At 63.5% G+C, this 16,783-nt stretch carries 22 protein-coding genes; 20 read left to right on the plus strand and 2 right to left on the minus strand.

Annotated elements, in window-relative coordinates; all coding sequences use genetic code 11:
* Window positions 1–58 precede the first annotated feature (58 nt).
* Window positions 59–682: a TetR/AcrR family transcriptional regulator gene (locus tag QM716_RS15405; protein ID WP_283304922.1), complete on the minus strand. Its 624-nt coding sequence runs from the start codon at window positions 680–682 to the stop codon at window positions 59–61.
* 153 nt (window positions 683–835) lie between these two features.
* Between QM716_RS15405 and QM716_RS15410 the strand changes: the two genes are divergently transcribed.
* From QM716_RS15410 to QM716_RS15440, 7 genes are all read left to right on the plus strand, one after another.
* A complete protein-coding gene (locus QM716_RS15410) occupies window positions 836–1,474 on the plus strand; it encodes a MerR family transcriptional regulator (RefSeq protein WP_283304923.1) in 639 nt (212 codons plus the stop codon).
* Window positions 1,471–2,316: a thioesterase family protein gene (locus QM716_RS15415; protein ID WP_283304924.1), complete on the plus strand. Its 846-nt coding sequence runs from the start codon at window positions 1,471–1,473 to the stop codon at window positions 2,314–2,316. The genes QM716_RS15410 and QM716_RS15415 overlap by 4 nt, the downstream gene beginning before the upstream one ends.
* A 33-nt stretch (window positions 2,317–2,349) precedes the next feature.
* Complete coding sequence (gene proC / locus QM716_RS15420; protein ID WP_124568185.1) at window positions 2,350–3,165, plus strand: pyrroline-5-carboxylate reductase; 816 nt, start codon at window positions 2,350–2,352, stop codon at window positions 3,163–3,165.
* A 126-nt stretch (window positions 3,166–3,291) separates the two neighbouring features.
* Window positions 3,292–3,528, plus strand: a complete 237-nt coding sequence (locus tag QM716_RS15425; protein WP_003941845.1) for a helix-turn-helix domain-containing protein — start codon at window positions 3,292–3,294, stop codon at window positions 3,526–3,528.
* Between the two features lie 244 nt (window positions 3,529–3,772).
* Entirely contained in the window at window positions 3,773–3,874 is a 102-nt protein-coding gene (locus QM716_RS15430) for a 30S ribosomal protein bS22 (protein WP_003402602.1), read from the plus strand.
* A gap of 237 nt (window positions 3,875–4,111) precedes the next feature.
* The gene (locus QM716_RS15435; RefSeq protein ID WP_283304925.1) at window positions 4,112–5,245 is read left to right on the plus strand and encodes an NAD-dependent epimerase/dehydratase family protein; all 1,134 of its coding nucleotides are present in this window, start codon (window positions 4,112–4,114) and stop codon (window positions 5,243–5,245) included.
* Window positions 5,242–6,279, plus strand: a complete 1,038-nt coding sequence (locus QM716_RS15440; RefSeq protein WP_283304926.1) for a lysophospholipid acyltransferase family protein — start codon at window positions 5,242–5,244, stop codon at window positions 6,277–6,279. The genes QM716_RS15435 and QM716_RS15440 overlap by 4 nt, the downstream gene beginning before the upstream one ends.
* A 39-nt stretch (window positions 6,280–6,318) precedes the next feature.
* Here the strand turns inward: QM716_RS15440 and QM716_RS15445 are convergent, their stop codons facing one another.
* Complete coding sequence (locus QM716_RS15445; RefSeq protein ID WP_283304927.1) at window positions 6,319–7,314, minus strand: HAD family hydrolase; 996 nt, start codon at window positions 7,312–7,314, stop codon at window positions 6,319–6,321.
* A 200-nt stretch (window positions 7,315–7,514) separates the two neighbouring features.
* Here QM716_RS15445 and QM716_RS15450 point away from each other — a divergent pair, with 200 nt between their 5' ends.
* The 13 genes from QM716_RS15450 (at window position 7,515) to QM716_RS15510 (ending at window position 16,682) form a co-directional block, all read left to right on the plus strand.
* Window positions 7,515–7,775 (plus strand): glutaredoxin family protein, encoded by a 261-nt coding sequence (locus QM716_RS15450; protein ID WP_283304928.1) that lies wholly within the window; start codon window positions 7,515–7,517, stop codon window positions 7,773–7,775.
* Window positions 7,776–7,915: 140 nt separating this feature from the next.
* Window positions 7,916–8,803, plus strand: a complete 888-nt coding sequence (locus tag QM716_RS15455) for a redox-sensing transcriptional repressor Rex (RefSeq protein ID WP_283304929.1) — start codon at window positions 7,916–7,918, stop codon at window positions 8,801–8,803.
* Window positions 8,800–10,161, plus strand: coding sequence for a glutamyl-tRNA reductase (locus QM716_RS15460; RefSeq protein WP_283304930.1), 1,362 nt, complete (start codon window positions 8,800–8,802; stop codon window positions 10,159–10,161). Before QM716_RS15455 ends, QM716_RS15460 begins: the two co-directional genes overlap by 4 nt.
* The gene (hemC, locus tag QM716_RS15465; RefSeq protein ID WP_283304931.1) at window positions 10,158–11,132 is read left to right on the plus strand and encodes a hydroxymethylbilane synthase; all 975 of its coding nucleotides are present in this window, start codon (window positions 10,158–10,160) and stop codon (window positions 11,130–11,132) included. The genes QM716_RS15460 and hemC overlap by 4 nt, the downstream gene beginning before the upstream one ends.
* A gap of 60 nt (window positions 11,133–11,192) precedes the next feature.
* A complete protein-coding gene (locus QM716_RS15470; protein ID WP_003941969.1) occupies window positions 11,193–12,755 on the plus strand; it encodes a bifunctional uroporphyrinogen-III C-methyltransferase/uroporphyrinogen-III synthase in 1,563 nt (520 codons plus the stop codon).
* 74 nt (window positions 12,756–12,829) lie between these two features.
* Entirely contained in the window at window positions 12,830–13,804 is a 975-nt protein-coding gene (hemB, locus tag QM716_RS15475) for a porphobilinogen synthase (RefSeq protein WP_283304932.1), read from the plus strand.
* Between the two features lie 49 nt (window positions 13,805–13,853).
* Window positions 13,854–14,516 (plus strand): hypothetical protein, encoded by a 663-nt coding sequence (locus QM716_RS15480; protein WP_283304933.1) that lies wholly within the window; start codon window positions 13,854–13,856, stop codon window positions 14,514–14,516.
* 56 nt (window positions 14,517–14,572) lie between these two features.
* On the plus strand, window positions 14,573–14,728 hold the full coding sequence (locus QM716_RS15485; protein ID WP_019744371.1) for a hypothetical protein: 156 nt from the start codon (window positions 14,573–14,575) through the stop codon (window positions 14,726–14,728).
* A gap of 15 nt (window positions 14,729–14,743) precedes the next feature.
* Complete coding sequence (locus QM716_RS15490) at window positions 14,744–15,181, plus strand: hypothetical protein (RefSeq protein WP_283304934.1); 438 nt, start codon at window positions 14,744–14,746, stop codon at window positions 15,179–15,181.
* The gene (gene mce1N, locus QM716_RS15495; protein WP_283304935.1) at window positions 15,174–15,689 is read left to right on the plus strand and encodes a transport-regulating membrane protein Mce1N; all 516 of its coding nucleotides are present in this window, start codon (window positions 15,174–15,176) and stop codon (window positions 15,687–15,689) included. Before QM716_RS15490 ends, mce1N begins: the two co-directional genes overlap by 8 nt.
* On the plus strand, window positions 15,682–15,954 hold the full coding sequence (locus QM716_RS15500) for a hypothetical protein (RefSeq protein ID WP_283304936.1): 273 nt from the start codon (window positions 15,682–15,684) through the stop codon (window positions 15,952–15,954). Before mce1N ends, QM716_RS15500 begins: the two co-directional genes overlap by 8 nt.
* A gap of 31 nt (window positions 15,955–15,985) precedes the next feature.
* A complete protein-coding gene (locus QM716_RS15505; RefSeq protein WP_003942012.1) occupies window positions 15,986–16,267 on the plus strand; it encodes a metal-sensitive transcriptional regulator in 282 nt (93 codons plus the stop codon).
* Between the two features lie 211 nt (window positions 16,268–16,478).
* Entirely contained in the window at window positions 16,479–16,682 is a 204-nt protein-coding gene (locus tag QM716_RS15510; RefSeq protein WP_283304937.1) for a hypothetical protein, read from the plus strand.
* Window positions 16,683–16,783: the final 101 nt, after the last annotated feature.

The following is a 16,783-nucleotide window of genomic DNA, read 5'->3' on the forward strand; positions in this document are numbered from 1 at the left end:
CGTCAGTCAAGGGCTAATCGGACATGACGGTGTTTCGGGCATGACAGTGGTTCGGACGTCACGAGGCGACGCCGACGGCTTTCAGGGCTATTTCGCGGTAGAGGACACTGACTTCGCGTGGAGTCTGCGGTCCGTCGAGTCGATACCAGAGCACGACGGACTGGCACATGCCCAGCAATGCGCGGCCGGTACCCGTGATGTCCGCGACCGTGAACTCACCGCTCTCGACGCCTGCAGTCAGTACATCGACGAGTAGGTTCTCGAGCTTCTTTCGCTTGGCCGCGTAGCTCTTTCGTTCTGTGTCCTCGAGGTATCGGAGTTCGGAATCGAGGAAAGCAATGTCGGAGCGACTGGTCATGTGAAGGACGCAGGCCTCGATGAGATTGCCGAACTGTGTCGTCGGCGACGGTCCGGCAGCGTCGACGGCAGCGCTCGCGCGCGCGGTGACGTTCTCGATTCCCGGTTCCATCAGTGCGACGAGGATGCCCTGTTTGTTGCCGTGGTGGTAATACAGCGTCGGCACGGTGACGCCGGCGCGTTTGGCAATGTCACGAACCGAAGCTCCGTGGTAGCCGAGTTCGTGGAACACCTCGAGTGCGGCGGTAAGCAGGGGAGTCAGCGTCAGTGGTTCGACGATGCGCCACTGTTCGTCGGGCTGAGCCTCCGACTGCAAATCCGTCATTCCGCCTGTTCGCTCCGTTCGGAAATTTCTGGTGGTGTGCGCAAAGAAGGTTCAACCCTAGCGCAACGCGTGCCCTCTGTACTGGCGTGCCGCAGCCATTGGATAGCATCACTATCCAATGGCGCTCAGGGTGAGTCGAGGGATGGAGGAACGGTGAAGGTTTCCGAACTGGCCGCCCAGTCCGGCGTCGCTCTGGCCACGATCAAGTACTACCTCCGTGAAAGTCTGCTGATGCCGGGGGAGCCGACCAGCGCAACGGGAGCGAGGTACGGCGAACAGCACGTCCAGCGACTCGCGTTGATCAGGGCCCTGGCCGGGGCGGGACTCGCGATCCCACGAATTCGCGCGGTGCTCGAACTGGTGGAGAGCGACGAGCGATCCGAATTCGAGACTTTCGGTCGCGCGATCGCGCAGCTACCGCCCTACGTCGATCCGGTGCCGGATCAACAGTTTCCCAGGGCTCGCAAAGTTCTGGAGTTTCTCGGTCAGGTCTACGAGCCGAGGTACGTGGCGGTTGCTCACCTCGAACGTGCACTGATCGGTCTCGAGGATGCCGGATTGAGCCTCTCGGACGAGCGATTGCGCGCCTACGGCGAGCACATCCGAGGGATTGCCGAAGTGGAAATCGAGCTGATGCCCACCAGCTCGACCGAGGACGGCATTCGCTATGCAGTCCTCGGCACCGCCATGTACGAACCCGTCCTGACCGCTTTGCGACGCTTGACGCACCAAGACCTTGCCGCACGACATTTCCCACAACGCCGAGACAGTACCGAACAGGAAAATCGATGAGCACCAGCCCCTTTCAAGATCTCAATCGCCTCACCTCGCTAGGCGACGGGCGATACACCGCAACGATCGACCCGATCTGGACCATCGGGCCGAAGGTGCACGGCGGCTCCATGATGGCGGTGTGTGCTGCTGCCGCGCGTCAATGCCTGCGAGACGGCGCAGGCGAGATCGACTCGCTTCTGACCATGCAGCCGCTGGCCGTGAGCGCCAACTATCTGTCCGCTCCCGACCCCGGTGAAGTCGACTTGGAAGTGACCGTCCGCAAGCAGGGACGCCAGGTCGCGTTGATCGACGTCGAATTGAGCCAGGCCGGTCGCAGCGCCGTTCGCGCGGCGGTCACGCTCGGATTCCCGGACGACGGCGACCCGACATTTGTCACAGCCTCGTCGATCGACGACATGTCACCGGAACCGCCGGAGAATGCGGTGGCAGTCATCGGTGATCATCCGATGGCGCAGGTCGTGCACGTCGGGCAGGGCTGTGACATGCGAATCGACACCACCTCGGCGCACTTCCTCACAGGGAGCCAAGGCGAGGCCGAGGTCAGGATGTGGGTCCGCCCCCGACCCGAGGACGAGAACGATCTCGATACCGCTGTGCTGTTCGCCATCATGGCGGGTGACATCAGCGCGCCGGTGACAATGAACCGCGGCTTGTTCGGGTGGGCGCCGACAGTGCAGTTGACGACGTACCTGCGCCGACTGCCGACGCCGGGATGGCTTCGTGTGCGGGCAAGCTCGGATGTGCTGGGCAGCACGTGGTTCGAAGAGGATCACGCCGTTCTCGATTCGACGGGAGCGGTTGTCGTGCAGAGTCGTCAGCTGGCGATGATGCCCCGCTAAGGTCGACCGCTGCGGTCGTGGCAGGCTTGTCTCATGACAAGAATTGCGATTATCGGTGGCGGCAAGATCGGCGAGGCGCTGATCTCCGGGCTGTTGCAGGCCGGCCACGCCATCAAGGATCTGGTTGTCGCCGAGCAGTATCAGCCTCGCGCAGACGAATTGATTGCCGAATACTCCATCCGAGTCAGTTCGGTCGCCGACGCCGCGGAAGGTGCAGACGTCATCGTCATCGCGGTCAAGCCCAACGATGTCGAATCAGCGCTCACGGCGTTGACGAAGGTCGATCTGGACGGTGACCTCGAGCAGTTGATCGTTTCTCTCGCGGCGGGAATCCCCACCGGGTTCTTCGAAACGCGTCTGCCGGCAGGGTTCCCGGTCGTCCGCGTCATGCCGAACACCCCCATGTTGGTGGGGGAGGGCGTGAGCGTTCTGTCACCCGGACGCCACGTCAAGGCCGAGCATCTCGAGCTTGTACGCGGCATCCTCGGCAGCGTCGGCAAGGTAGTCACAGTTCCCGAATCGCAGATCGACGCGGTCACGGCTGTCTCGGGTTCCGGGCCGGCCTACTTCTTCTTGGTTGCCGAAGCGATGATCGACGCGGGAGTCGGTCTCGGCCTGACGCGCCCGGTCGCTACCGAATTGGTGGTGCAGACGATGGTCGGTTCCGCAGCGATGCTCGATCGCACCGGCGACAGTGCGACGGATCTTCGCGCCGCGGTGACGTCACCGGGCGGAACGACGGCTGCGGCACTGCGTCAGCTCGAAGCAGGCGGCTTGCGGACGGCGTTCTTCGATGCCTTGGATGCCGCCAAGTCGCGCTCGGCCGCGATGGGTGCAGCTGCGGAATAGTCGTCCGTTTAGCCACACCCGTCGCTTTAACCCCACCAGTACAGCTAAGCTCGACTTAGTACGTACGTGTCTGTTCCGCCGGAGGGGAAGCCGGCGGCGCGAGTCGTGCTGGAGGTATGTGGATTAATGGTGTCTGCAAACAAGCCGTCCATGGGTTCGTCCCACGACGGAAAGCCGGCAGTGGCCGGCACGCAATTCCTCACTGTTGCTGAGGTAGCAACTTTGATGAGGGTGTCGAAAATGACTGTGTACCGGTTGGTACACAGTGGCGAATTGCCCGCTGTACGAGTGGGCCGTTCGTTCCGTGTACATGCGAAGGCAGTACACGATTACCTCGAAACCTCGTACTTCGATGCCGGCTGACCAGCCGGTTCGAAGAGGATGACCTCGGCGTGAGCCGAGTCGCGGGCACAGCAGTTGCTGCGGCCGAGGCTCGGTTTATGCCGAGTGACTCCACACCGGTACGATGAGTCACTGTCGTACCAGCAAGCTGGTGTCGTAAGGCGCTGAGCTAGTTAAAACGAGGGCCAGGCGCCAATTGCTTGGCGCAGGCGTACGTGACCGGCGTGCGCAGGAACGCTAGAGAAGAACGTGAGGGACACCCGCTATGGGTTCAGTGATCAAGAAGCGTCGCAAGCGCATGTCGAAGAAGAAGCACCGCAAGCTGCTTCGTCGTACCCGAGTACAGCGCAGGAAACTCGGTAAATAAGCAATACCTGTCGATGCCCGCCACCCCTTCCGGGGTGGCGGGCATCGATGTATTTCAGGGGAGGGCGATGTATTTCGGGGGGAGAGATGTGGGGGCCGTCTCATTGGCTGGGCGGTTTGTCTTGAATGGCCGAAATTTGGGTAGTCAGCGCGGGACCCCCTCTGCCCGTAAAGTGGGGGAAAATCGCGGGAGGGACGCTTCGGCAGAGCGCGTTTCTACTGGATATGGGGGTACTTGGTGGTTGAAGGTGACAGCACTTCAGGGGGCACTGCGCCTCGCGTCGTACTGGTGACCGGGGCGAGCAGATTCCTCGGCGGTTACCTGGTTACCAGGCTTGCGCAGAATCCGTCGATCGAGCGTGTCATCGCCGTCGACGCCGTCAGTCCGAGCAAGGACATGATGCGCAGAATGGGCCGCGCCGAATTCGTGCGAGCAGACATCCGCAATCCGCTGATCGGCAAAGTGATCCGAAACGCCGAGGTCGACACCGTCGTGCATGCGTCGACACTTCAGAAGGCCCCCAAAGCCGGCAGTCGCGCCGCGATGAAGGACATGAACGTCATCGGCGCCATGCAATTGTTCGCGGTCTGCCAGAAAGCTCCGATGGTTCGCAAGGTGATCCTGCGCTCGGCCTCGGTCGTCTACGGGTGCAGTGCCAAGGACCCCGCTCAGTTCACGGAAGAAATGAGTGCGCGCCGCCGACCGCCGGGCGGATATGCCCGCGACAGTCTCGAGATCGAGGGATACCTCCGCGGGATGGGGCGTCGGCGTCCCGACATCTCGGTCGGGATTCTGCGGTTGGCGCCGCTGATCGGACCTCAGCTGACGGCAACTGTCGGGCACTACGTCACCGTCCCGCTAGTGCCGACCATCGTCGGGCGCAACGCGCGCCTGCAATTGCTCCACGTCGAGGATGCCCTCGCAGCGTTGGAGAAGGCGACCATCGGACACGCGTCGGGTACGTACAACATCGCCGGCGACGGAGTGGTGATGATGTCGCAGGCGATCCGCCGGGCAGGCAGGGTCGAAGTTCCGATGCCGCTCGCACTGTTCCGCAGTGTCGGGAGCGCGTTGGTGGGATCGTCCATGAGGTTGTACACCGACGAGCAACTCGAGTACTTCCGGTTCGGCTGCGGACTCGACACCACTCGCATGCGCAGCGAATTGGGGTTCGAGCCGCGATGGACCACCATGCAGGCACTCGACGATTTCATGCGTGCGACGCAGACCCGCCGGATCATCAAGTCCGAGTGGATCGATCGGGCAGAGAATGCGCTGACCACCATCCTCGGCGGTGACACCGCCGATGCGGCAGCAAGTGCAGACGTGATGCACATGCCGTTGTCGGGACGAAGTGCGGTGAAGGGGTGACTGACGTGGCAAAGGTAATTCCCCTGAGGTCCAGCGCAACTCACACTGGAAAGTCGGCAACCTCTCGCTCGCGTGAGTCCGTCACCGGCACGGAGCGTGACATCCGTGAACAAAGTGAGCGTCGGCATCCGTCCGGAGTTTCGTCGGCGGCCGACCATGGCGGTGAGAACACGTTCGTCGATGCGGCCAGGTCCGCGATCGTCGACCAGATCGCCTCGGCGGCAGAATTTTTCCGACGCCGGGTGTCCGGTGACTACGAGGTCGACGAGTTCGGATTCGACCCGCATTTCGCGGACAACGTCGTCATGCCGATGTTGCGGCCGTTATTCGAGAAGTGGTTCCGCGTCGAGGTCAGTGGGATCGAGAACATTCCCCTCACCGGGGGAGCGCTTGTGGTTGCCAATCACGCCGGTGTGATCCCGCTCGACGGCCTGATGACGTCGGTTGCAGTGCACGATCATCATCCGGCGCATCGTCCACTGCGAATGTTGGCTGCGGACATGGCTTTCGAGATGCCGGTGGTGGGCGGTCTGGCGCGCAAGGCCGGTCATACGTTGGCGTGCAACCCCGACGCCGAGCGTCTGCTCAACGACGGTGAAGTCGCGGCGGTGTTCCCCGAAGGATTCAAGGGCATCGGGAAACCGTTCAGTGAGCGGTACAAGTTGCAGCGGTTCGGGCGCGGTGGCTTCGTGTCAGCCGCAATGCGTACCGGTGTTCCGATCATTCCGTGCTCGATCGTGGGTTCGGAGGAGATCTATCCCAAAATCGGTGATCTGACCACGCTCGCACGCGTTCTCGGTTTGCCGTATTTCCCGGTGACACCACTGTTTCCGCACTTCGGGCCACTCGGCCTGGTTCCGTTGCCGTCGAAGTGGTACATCGAGTTCGGAAAACCCATCGTCACCGATACCTTCGAGAGCGGTGCCGCCGACGATCCGATGGTCCTGTTCGAGGTCACGGACCACGTTCGAGAAACTATTCAGCAGACGCTGTATCGGCTGTTGGCCAAGCGTCGCAACGTCTTTCTCGGCTGAATTCGGTCCGGATCGCCAGGCGATCCGGACCGAACCCGCTCAGGCGTTCTGTTCTTTGCGCCTGGCAAGAATTGCCGCGAGCGCCCCGCCGACCGCTCCGAGCACCAGCGCCGTCGGTACGCCGATCTTGGCTGCTTTGCGTCCGGTGCGGAAATCGCGAACTTCCCAACCACGGTTCTTCGCGAGTTCACGAAGATCTGCGTCGGGATTGATCGCCACGGGCGTCCCCACCAACGAGAGCATCGGTACGTCGTTGTGGCTGTCGGAGTATGCGGAACAGCGCTTGAGATTGAGTCCTTCACGTACGGCCAAAGTCCGCACGGCGTGCGCCTTGCCCATACCGTGCAGGATGTCGCCGACGAGTCGGCCGGTGAAGACGCCGTCCTCACTCTCGGCGACGGTGCCCAAGGCGCCGGTCAGTCCCAGTTTCTCGGCGATGACCTGAGCCAGTTCGACTGGAGTTGCCGTCACCAACCACACCTGTTGTCCGGCGTCGAGGTGCATCTGGGCCAACGCCCTCGTGCCTGGCCAGATCTTGTCGGCGATGACCTCGTCGTAGATCTCCTCGCCGAGGCGGGCGAGTTCGGCGGTGGATCGACCGGCCACGAAGGACAGTGCCTTCTCGCGGCCTTCCGCGACGTCGTCACTACTTTCTCTGCCGGTAACGCGGAACTTGATCTGCTTCCACGCGAAATCGACCAGATCCGAGGTCTTGAGATACTTGCGAGCAGCGAGACCACGGGCGAAGTGGATGATCGATGCACCCTGCACCATGGTGTTGTCGACGTCGAAGAATGCGGCGGCCGTGAGGTCGCGCGGAACGGTCGGCGGCTCTTCGCCAGTTTCGGGTTCTGTGGGGTTGGCAGCTTCGTGCAACGCCAGAGCTGCATCAGCACTCGCCTCGCCGGCGAGATTGGCTCGAACTTCCGACTCACTCGGGCCCAGCGGATTCTTCACCTGGCGACGCCCGGGGAGTATGACCCCGGCCAGCCCTGATCCGAATCCGGAGCCGTTCGGTAGTGATCGCGCAGGCACCCGCACCTCCCGTGTTGCACTCTCGAGCAGAGAACTCTTCGAGTCAGCCTATCCTCCGCGATGAGGCCCGATGGGTTGGATGGCGACCTTCCCTGTGGTGTGTGACGTTCCTCTCCGCCGATTTGGTATCGAGTGGGGCTCTGGAGGCACACTCGACCGATCAAGTAGATGGCATCCCAGCTGAAGAAAGGTGTGCGTCGATGACTGCAGCTACGCATGAAGTAACCCTGTTGACACGCGCAGGATGCGCGTCCTGTGTCGGCGCGGCGGAGGTACTACGACGGGTCTGTTCCGAGTTCGAGCTGGAATTGACGTGCATCGACGTAGACGATGCTGCCGCGACGGATCCAGAGCTGAGAGCGGAGTACGGAGACAGATTGCCGGTCATTCTTCTCGACGGACGCGAGCACGGCTATTGGGAAGTTGACGAAGAACGCCTTCGCGACGATTTACGCAAGTAAGGCAACCCTCAAAGTTGTCCGCGGAGCCGCTTTGCAGGTGAACGGCACATCGAACCCGTCTGGAGCAACTTTGTGCATGGGTTCACAAGCGGTTACCGTGGTGTGAACATTCCCCCGGAGCATCGTGGAGGTCGACAGTCGTGTCGACCGGACGAGGAGCCAGCGACGTGACCGAACCGCACCAGACGCATGAGCCTGTGGCTCAGCGCGTCACCGGCGCTGCGGGCTCTTCTGTCACCGACGCTGCCAGCGCCTCGGTCACCGACTCGATCGCTCAGGATCGCGTCATCCCCCAGGCTACGGTGACGCGCTTGGCCGCATACCTGCGGGTCCTCGGAGTGATGTCGGACCGGGGTACCTCCATCGTCTCGAGCGAGGAACTTGCCCAGGCGTCAGGCGTCGGGTCAGCGAAATTGCGTAAGGATCTGTCGTTCCTCGGACCCAACGGCGTCCGCGGCGTCGGGTACGACGTCAACAGGCTCCGCATCCGCATCGAGCGCGCACTCGGACTCGATCGTGGGCACAAGGTCGTTCTCGTCGGAGTCGGAAACCTCGGCAAGGCGCTGGTCGGCTACGGCGGATTCAGCCGCCGCGGTTTCGAAATGGTCGGACTCTTCGACAGTGACGCAGATCGAATCGGAAGCAGAGTCGGCGACCTCGTCGTGCGCAGCACCGAGGAACTGACCGTCGCCTGCCGTGAACTGAACGCGACCATCGGCGTCATCTCCACCCCGGACGAGGCCGCGCAGGGCGTGTGCGACCAATTCGTCAGCGCCGGGCTGCGCTGCATCATGAGTTTCTCGCCGATCGCCCTCGACGTTCCCGATCACGTGGAACTGCGGCGCGTCGATCTAGCCGTCGAGATGCAGGTTCTCTCCTTCAACAGTGCGCGCAATGCCGATCAGGCATCCAGCGCGCCGCGAGTACGCGTGGCTCACGCCGCATCCGCTTCGTCAGTTCCATCCACCAGTTCACCCGCTCCGGTCGGAGCAGGTTCGACAAGAAACGGATCAGTGATCGCGCCGTGAGTGTTCTGCTTGTCGGGGTCTCGCATCGAACTGCGCCCGTCCCGGTGCTCGAGCGAGTAGCTGTTACCGACACCGATCGTCCGAAGCTGATCGACAAGCTTCTGGCGTCCTCGCACATCTCCGAAGCGATGATCGTCTCCACCTGCAACCGGGTGGAGGTCTACGCGGTGGTGGACGCGTTCCACGGTGCTCTCACCGAAGTCGGTGAAATTCTGGCCGACCATTCGGGTCTCGACCTGACGGCGCTCCACGCTCACGCTTACGTCCGCTACAGCGAAGCAGCGGTCGAACACCTCTTCGCGGTGGCCAGTGGCCTCGACTCGATGGTGATCGGCGAACAGCAGATTCTCGGACAGATCCGTTCGGCCTACGCATCTTCGGATGCGCAGCAAGCCGCTGGACGCGTCGTCCACGAACTGGCTCAGCAAGCGCTTCGCGTCGGGAAGCGAGTGCATTCCGAAACCGGAATCGACTCCGCCGGAGCATCAGTCGTGTCCGTGGCTCTCGATCGTGCAGCCGGCATCATCGGCGAGGGCGGCCTGGTCGGCCGCACCGCCGTGGTTGTCGGGGCAGGCTCGATGGGCGGTCTGTCGGTTGCGCACCTCACCCGGGCCGGAATCGAACGCATCGTCGTCGTCAACCGGACGCAGGAACGCGCCGAGCATCTCGCCGAGACGGCACGCTCCAACGGCGTCGACGCCGACGGTGTTGCCTTCGAACAGCTTTCGGCCGCGATGGCGCAGGCAGATGTCATGGTCACCTGTACCGGCGCGGTCGGGGCAGTGGTCACCCTGGCAGATGTGCACCGCGCACTCGCCGAGCCCGATCGCGACAACACCAAGCACCTGGTCATCTGCGACCTCGGACTGCCGCGCGACATCGATCCCGCCGTCGCCGGCCTGCCGGGTGTCACCGTTCTCGACATGGAGACGCTGCAGCGTGATCCGGCGGCAGGCGCCGCCGCTTCCGACGCAGATGCCGCACGCACGATCGTTGCCGGCGAGCTTGCGACGTACCTTGCGGGACAGCGTCTCGCCGAGGTCACTCCGACCGTCACGGCTTTGCGTCAGCGCGCCGCCGACGTCGTCGAAGCCGAACTGATGCGGCTCGATTCGCGTCTGCCCGGCCTGGACGATCCGCAGCGAGACGAGGTTGCACGCACCGTGCGACGCGTCGTGGACAAGCTTCTCCACGCCCCGACCGTGCGCGTCAAGCAACTGGCGTCGGCCCCCGGCGGCGACTCCTACGCAGCAGCGCTGCGCGAACTCTTCGAACTCAGCCCCGGATCTCCCGCGGCCGTGGCCACACCCACCGATCTGGTGGACGGCGACCGCACTGGAAGGGACCTGCAGGCATGAGCGTCACCACCCCGCAATCGGGGAGTCCGCTGCGGATCGGCACTCGCGGAAGTCTTCTCGCGACCACCCAGGCGGGAACCGTGCGCGATGCCCTCATTGCCGCCGGGCATCCCGCCGAGTTGGTCATCATCAAGACCAAGGGCGACCAGTCCACCGATCCCGTCCAGAAGATCGGCGTCGGAGTATTCACCGCTGAACTTCGAGAAGCCCTGCTGGACAACCGCGTCGACGTCGCTGTGCATTCCTACAAGGACCTGCCGACCGCGCAGGATCCGCGTTTTGTCATCGCTGCGATTCCGCCTCGTGAGGATCCGCGTGATGCATTGGTTGCCCGCGACGGTCTGGTCCTCGGTGAGCTTCCGGCCGGTTCCAAGGTGGGAACCTCTGCGCCGCGACGGGTTTCGCAGCTGAAGGCACTCGGGCTCGGTCTCGACATCGTGCCGCTGCGGGGCAACCTGCAACGTCGCCTCGGTAAGGTCGAATCCGGTGAACTCGACGCCGTGATCCTCGCCCACGCCGGCCTGTCCCGGATCGGTCTGCTCGATCTCATCACCGAGAACATCGAGCCCGTACAGATGCTCCCCGCGCCGGCGCAGGGCGCCCTGGCTGTCGAATGCCTTTCTGCCAATGCGGAATTGGCGGCGATCCTGGCCGAGCACGACGACGCGGGTACCCGAGCGGCAGTCACTGCCGAGCGTGCACTTCTCGCCGAGTTGGAAGCCGGATGCACCGCGCCGGTCGGTGCGATTGCGGAAATCGTCGAATCCCTCGACGACGACGGCAGAATCTTCGACGAACTGTCGGTACGCGGCTGCGCAGCCGCCATCGACGGCTCGGACGTCATCCGTACCGGCGCCGTCGGTGCGCCGGACAAGGCCGAGGAACTCGGCCGAGCGGTAGCGCGCGAGTTACTCGAACTCGGCGCCCGAGAGTTGATGAACGTGACTACAGGCGAGGCAGCCGATGTTTGACGCCCCACTTTGCACTTGCACCAAGTTCCCATTTCGATACAGCGCACTGGAGAATCACCGATGACCCGAGTCCGAAAGAACACTCCCGGACGGATCCTGTTCGTGGGATCGGGACCGGGCGACCCCGCCCTGCTCACCGTTCGCGCACGTGACGTCCTCACCGGCGCCGCAATGGCATTCACCGATCCGGATGTCGACAAGGGCGTCGTCGCGCTCGTCGGCATCGACATGGGTCGCGACGAGGAGACCGGCGAGCTGATCGCGGACGTGCGTCCGGCACTCGGTGAGCCGGCCGAGGTTGCAAAGACATTGGTGCACGAGGCCAAGAACGGCCACGACGTCGTGCGTCTGGTCTCCGGTGACCCGCTGACCACGGATTCCGTGATCGCAGAAGTCACCGCAGTCGCTCGCACGCAGGTTCAGTTCGAGGTCCTCCCCGGTCTTCCGTCCGGTTCGGCAGTGCCGAGCTACGCCGGTATGGCGCTCGGCTCGGGTCACACCGAGGCCGACGTTCGCGGTGAAGTCGACTGGGCTGCTCTGGCCGCTGCGCCGGGACCGTTGGTTCTGCACGCGACGTCCGGACATCTTGCCGAGACTGCCAGCGCGCTGGTCGAGAACGGCTTGGCTCCGCAGACGCCCGCCGCCATCACCGTCCGCGGCACCACTCGTCAGCAGCGAACCGTCGAGGCAACTCTCGCCACGCTCAACGAAGCCGGATCCGAACTGGTGGGCTCGCTCATCGTCACCGTCGGCAAGGTTGTCGCGCAGCGCAACAAGATGTCGTGGTGGGAATCGCGCGCGCTGTACGGCTGGACCGTTCTCGTGCCGCGAACCAAGGATCAGGCCGGCGAGATGAGCGACCGTCTGGTCACTCACGGAGCCATCCCGATCGAGGTTCCGACTATCGCCGTCGAGCCGCCCCGCAGCCCGGCTCAGATGGAGCGTTCGGTCAAGGGCCTCGTCGACGGTCGTTACCAGTGGGTCGTCTTCACTTCCACCAATGCTGTTCGCGCAGTGTGGGAAAAGTTCGAAGAGTTCGGCCTCGACGCTCGCGCCTTCTCCGGTGTGAAGATCGCCTGCATCGGCGAAGCAACCGCAGCCAAAGTTCGCTCGTTCGGCATCAACCCCGAGCTGATCCCGACCGGTGAGCAGTCGAGCGAAGGACTGTTGGCCGAATTCGCCCCGTACGACGACGTTTTCGATCCGGTCAACCGGGTTCTGTTGCCGCGCGCGGACATTGCGACCGAAACCCTCGCCGAGGGCCTGCGCGAACGCGGTTGGGAGATCGACGACGTCACCGCCTACCGCACCGTCCGGGCAGCGCCGCCGCCGGCCGAGACCCGCGAGATGATCAAGACCGGTGGATTCGACGCCGTCTGCTTCACCTCGTCCTCGACCGTGCGCAACCTCGTCGGCATCGCCGGCAAGCCGCACGCCCGCACGTTGGTCGCGTGCATCGGCCCGAAGACGGCCGAAACCGCTATCGAGTTCGGTCTGCGCGTCGACGTGCAGCCCGAGACCTCGCAGGTGGGACCGCTGGTGGAGGCTCTGGCCGAGCACGCAGCTCGTCTGCGCGCCGAAGGTGCCTTGCCGCCCCCGCGTAAGAAGTCTCGAAGGCGCTAGCGCACCCGTGAGTGGTTGGGGAGTCTGCGGACTCCCCAACCACTCACAGGTCCCGACGAAGGAGGGCCCCTTCCGTGTTTCCCGCTCATCGCCCTCGCCGGCTCCGGCGCACGCCTGCGCTCCGGCGACTCGTGGCAGAGACCTCGCTCGAACCCCGGCACCTCGTGTTGCCGATGTTTGTCGCCGACGGCATCGACGCTCCGCGTGAGATCAGTTCCATGCCAGGCGTTTTCCAGCACACCCTCGATTCACTGCGGTCCGCCGCGGTCGAAGCGGTGGAAGCCGGCGTCGGTGGCCTGATGTTGTTCGGTGTCCCCAAATCGGAGGACAAGGACCCGCAGGGTTCCGGCGCCTCCGATCCCGACGGCATCCTCAACGTCGGATTGCGCGCTCTGGCAGACGAACTCGGCGATTCGACGGTCATCATGGCCGATACCTGCCTCGACGAGTTCACTGATCACGGCCACTGCGGTGTGCTCTCTGCCGACGGTGCCGTCGACAACGACGCGACCTTGATCCGATACGTCGAAATGGCTCTCGCACAAGCTGAATCGGGTGCTCACCTGCTCGGACCCAGCGGTATGATGGACGGTCAGGTGGCCGCAATTCGAGGTGCGCTCGACGCATCCGGGTATGTCGAGGTCGGTCAGCTCGCCTATGCCGCGAAGTATGCGTCGGCGTTCTACGGTCCGTTCCGTGAAGCCGTCGGATCCTCCTTGCAAGGTGACCGTCGTACCTATCAGCAGGACGGTGCCAATCGCCGCGAGTCGATGCGCGAAGTAGACCTCGACATCGCCGAGGGCGCCGACATGGTGATGGTCAAGCCCGCAATGTCCTACCTCGACATTCTGCGTGAGACCGCAGACCGGTCTCCGGTTCCCGTCGCGGCGTACCAGATCTCGGGGGAGTACTCGATGATCACCGCCGCCGCGCAGAACGGGTGGATCGATCGGGATGCTGCGATTCTCGAATCGCTCACCAGCATTCGCCGCGCCGGCGCCGACGTGGTCCTCACGTATTGGGCGTCGGAAGTCGCCGGATGGCTGTGACGGTGTCACGCATGGTGGCTGCGCCGGTATCGACCGATACGCTGGTGTCATGACCGAGCAGTGGCCGCCGTCGCGCCAGGAACCGCCCCGCCGGGAACCTCCCTACGAGAACCAGCCCTTCGAGAATCAGCCGTACCGGGAACTCGGACCTATGCCTACCGGTCAGATCCCGGGATACGGGCCGGGATACCAGGGATACCCGGGGTCTGCGCCGAAACCTGAGCCGCCCACGGACGTCGTGACTGCGATTCAGTTGTGGTGGGCTGTGACGGCGCTGGGGTTGGTCCAGGGCGGCGCGATGATCTGGATGCTGCTCGGGCAGAAGTCGATGTTCGTCGACGAGATGCTCAAAAACCAAGCGGCTGTCGACGCGGGCCTGACGCGTTCCGACGTGGACGGTATGTTCCCACTGGTCATCGTGTTCTCCGCGGTGCTGGTCGTGATCGTCACCGCGGTGTTCCTTCTGTTCGTGCGCTCGATGAGTCGCGGCAAGAACTGGGCTCGGATGTTGCTGACGTTCTGTGGCGTCTTCATGCTGGTCTCCGCGATCCCGGTGATCTTCGGGCTCGGCGGTGACGGCGGCGCAGCCACTCTGCTGTTCGGTGGCGCGGAAATCTTGCAGGCTGTTGCTGCTGTCGGCGCGATTGTGATGATGCACCGAAAAGAGTCCAATCCGTACTTCCTTCGTTTCCCCCCGGCGGGGAACCGGTAGGTAGCTCGGGTACTGTGAAACGGGTCACTGCAGTAGTAGGGGAGAGGTCGCACGCGATGAGTTCTCAGGAAGCCCTGCGCACAGAAAGCACCCACGACGCGCCACTGCGCCAGCGTGGTTCACGCACCGAAGTGATCTTGTTCGCGATCCTCGGCGCCTCTGTTCTGGTGACACTCCTGGTGCTCATGATTCCGGGCATCGTCAGCGGATAGCGCACACTTGAACCCGTGAGTATCTCTACGAAGGTCAGGCGCCCGACGGCTGTCGAGGCAGCATTTTGGCTGTGGATCGCCAGCGCGTTCCTACTCATACTCTTCGGCCTGATCAACGTCACCAGCGCGTCGTATTCGCTGCGTGAGCAGTTCACCGATCAAGGGGTATCGGCCGGAAACATCGACATCTACGTCACCTTCGTACGGGTGTCCGGGTTGGTTCTGTTGTTGACCGGTCTCGTGACCGGCGGCCTCGCCGGTCCCACGCGCGCCGGAAAACCTCTCTGTCGACGGATCCTGGTGATCGTGTCCGGAGTATTCGCGGTGCTGCAGATTGCGCTGGTCGTGGCCGGGATCAGTACCGTGATCGCGCTTGTTGTTCCCGTCATGTTGATCTGTGCCTGCATTGCGATCTACCGAGACACCACACGAAGTTGGTTTGCCCGTGGCTGACCGTGCTCCTGAAAGCGGCCCGGACGTTCTCTACTACGAGCCGGGTTCGCGGTGGTGGGCCATCGCGTTCGGTCCTATATTCTGCCTGGTCGCCTTGGTCATCGAGCTGTTCACCGGCCCGGTTGTTCATTGGTTCGGTCTGGCGATGTTCGCTGTGATTCTCACCGGATTGGTGTACGTGCAGGTGATTGCCGCGCGCCGACATGCGAGCGTACTTCTGACCGCGACTACTTTGCGTCAGGGAACCGAAGAGGTGCCGCTCACCGAGATCGCCGAGGTGTTCCCAGAGTCCGACGACGCGGCCTACGAGGACGAAATGGAACCGTGGGAAACGGCACGCGCACTCGGTGAGCTGTCCGGAGTGCCCCGGCGTCGGCACGGTATCGGCATGCGTCTGACCACCGGGGGATTGGTGCGGGCGTGGGCCAAAGATGATCAGGCACTTCGCGACGCGTTGAGCCAGGTTGTCACGGTTGGTGTGGAACCGGACCGGTCTGCCGATGACTGAGTCGCAGCCATCTCCGCTCGTCGACGTGAAGACGTGGATCGGTGTCCTCGGTATCCTCGCCGCCACGATTCTGGGGATCGTGTGCTGGCGAGCGGGTACGACGACCACCGACTTCGGCCCGATCTTGGAGGGCGCTCCGCCGTTCGAAAGCACGCACTACGACGGCCTCTGGATCTCGGGTGCCGGGCTGTCGATTCTGGTTGCGGGGCTGATGACCATCGATGTCGTGCGCCGAATCCGTATGGGCTTCGTCGCATCCCGGTAGCCCTCATACGGGTAGGGGGTATAGTTGCAGTATGAGTAGTTACAGCCCCGAGCAGGACGATCTGCTCAAACGCCTTCGTCGTATCGAAGGTCAGGTAGCCGGAATCTCGCGCATGGTCGCAGACGACCGGTACTGCATCGACGTGCTTACCCAGGTGTCCGCCGCGACGAGCGCGCTGCAGTCCGTATCCCTGAAGCTTCTCGACGCCCACCTTGCAGGTTGCGTCGTCGAAGCTGCCAAACAGGGTGGTCCGGAAGCGGACGTCAAGATCAAGGAAGCTCAGGCAGCTATCGCTCGCCTCGTTCGTTCATAAAGAGCACGGTTCGTTCGGCGCCTTCGGTATCAACGCCCCGCCGACGGGTGTTCGTGATCGCGATTCGCTTCGACGGTTCGCCGACGAGGTCATCGCTCAGTACTGATCGATCAGTGTCTGCATCGCCAGACCGCAGAGTTTTGCGGCGATCTTTGCAGTGTTGACGGTGCTGGTCTTCGTCAACTTCCCGAGTTCGGGCGGTGCCATCCCGGTGTCGTTCCTGCCGGGATTCTGGCAGCACATTCATTCGTTCTGGCTCGGATCGGCGGCCATGGAGCCCATCCGCTCCGTCATCTACTTCGGTGGCAACGGCGCCGGACCGCACCCGCTCGTTCTGGGCATCTGGTTGGTTGCGGCACTCGGCCTGCCCGGGTGGGTTGCCTCCCGCCAGTCGAAAAAGGCAGCAACGCACTAAGTGTGGTGGGGGGGGGGGGGGGGGGGCCCCCCCCCACCCCCCCCAGCAACCGCCAGCCGGCCGGCCCGCGCCCCACCAACAACCCCCCCCCCCCCCCCCAG

It is taken from the genome of Rhodococcus sp. IEGM 1409 (genome assembly GCF_030056735.1).
Classification (GTDB): domain Bacteria; phylum Actinomycetota; class Actinomycetes; order Mycobacteriales; family Mycobacteriaceae; genus Rhodococcus_F.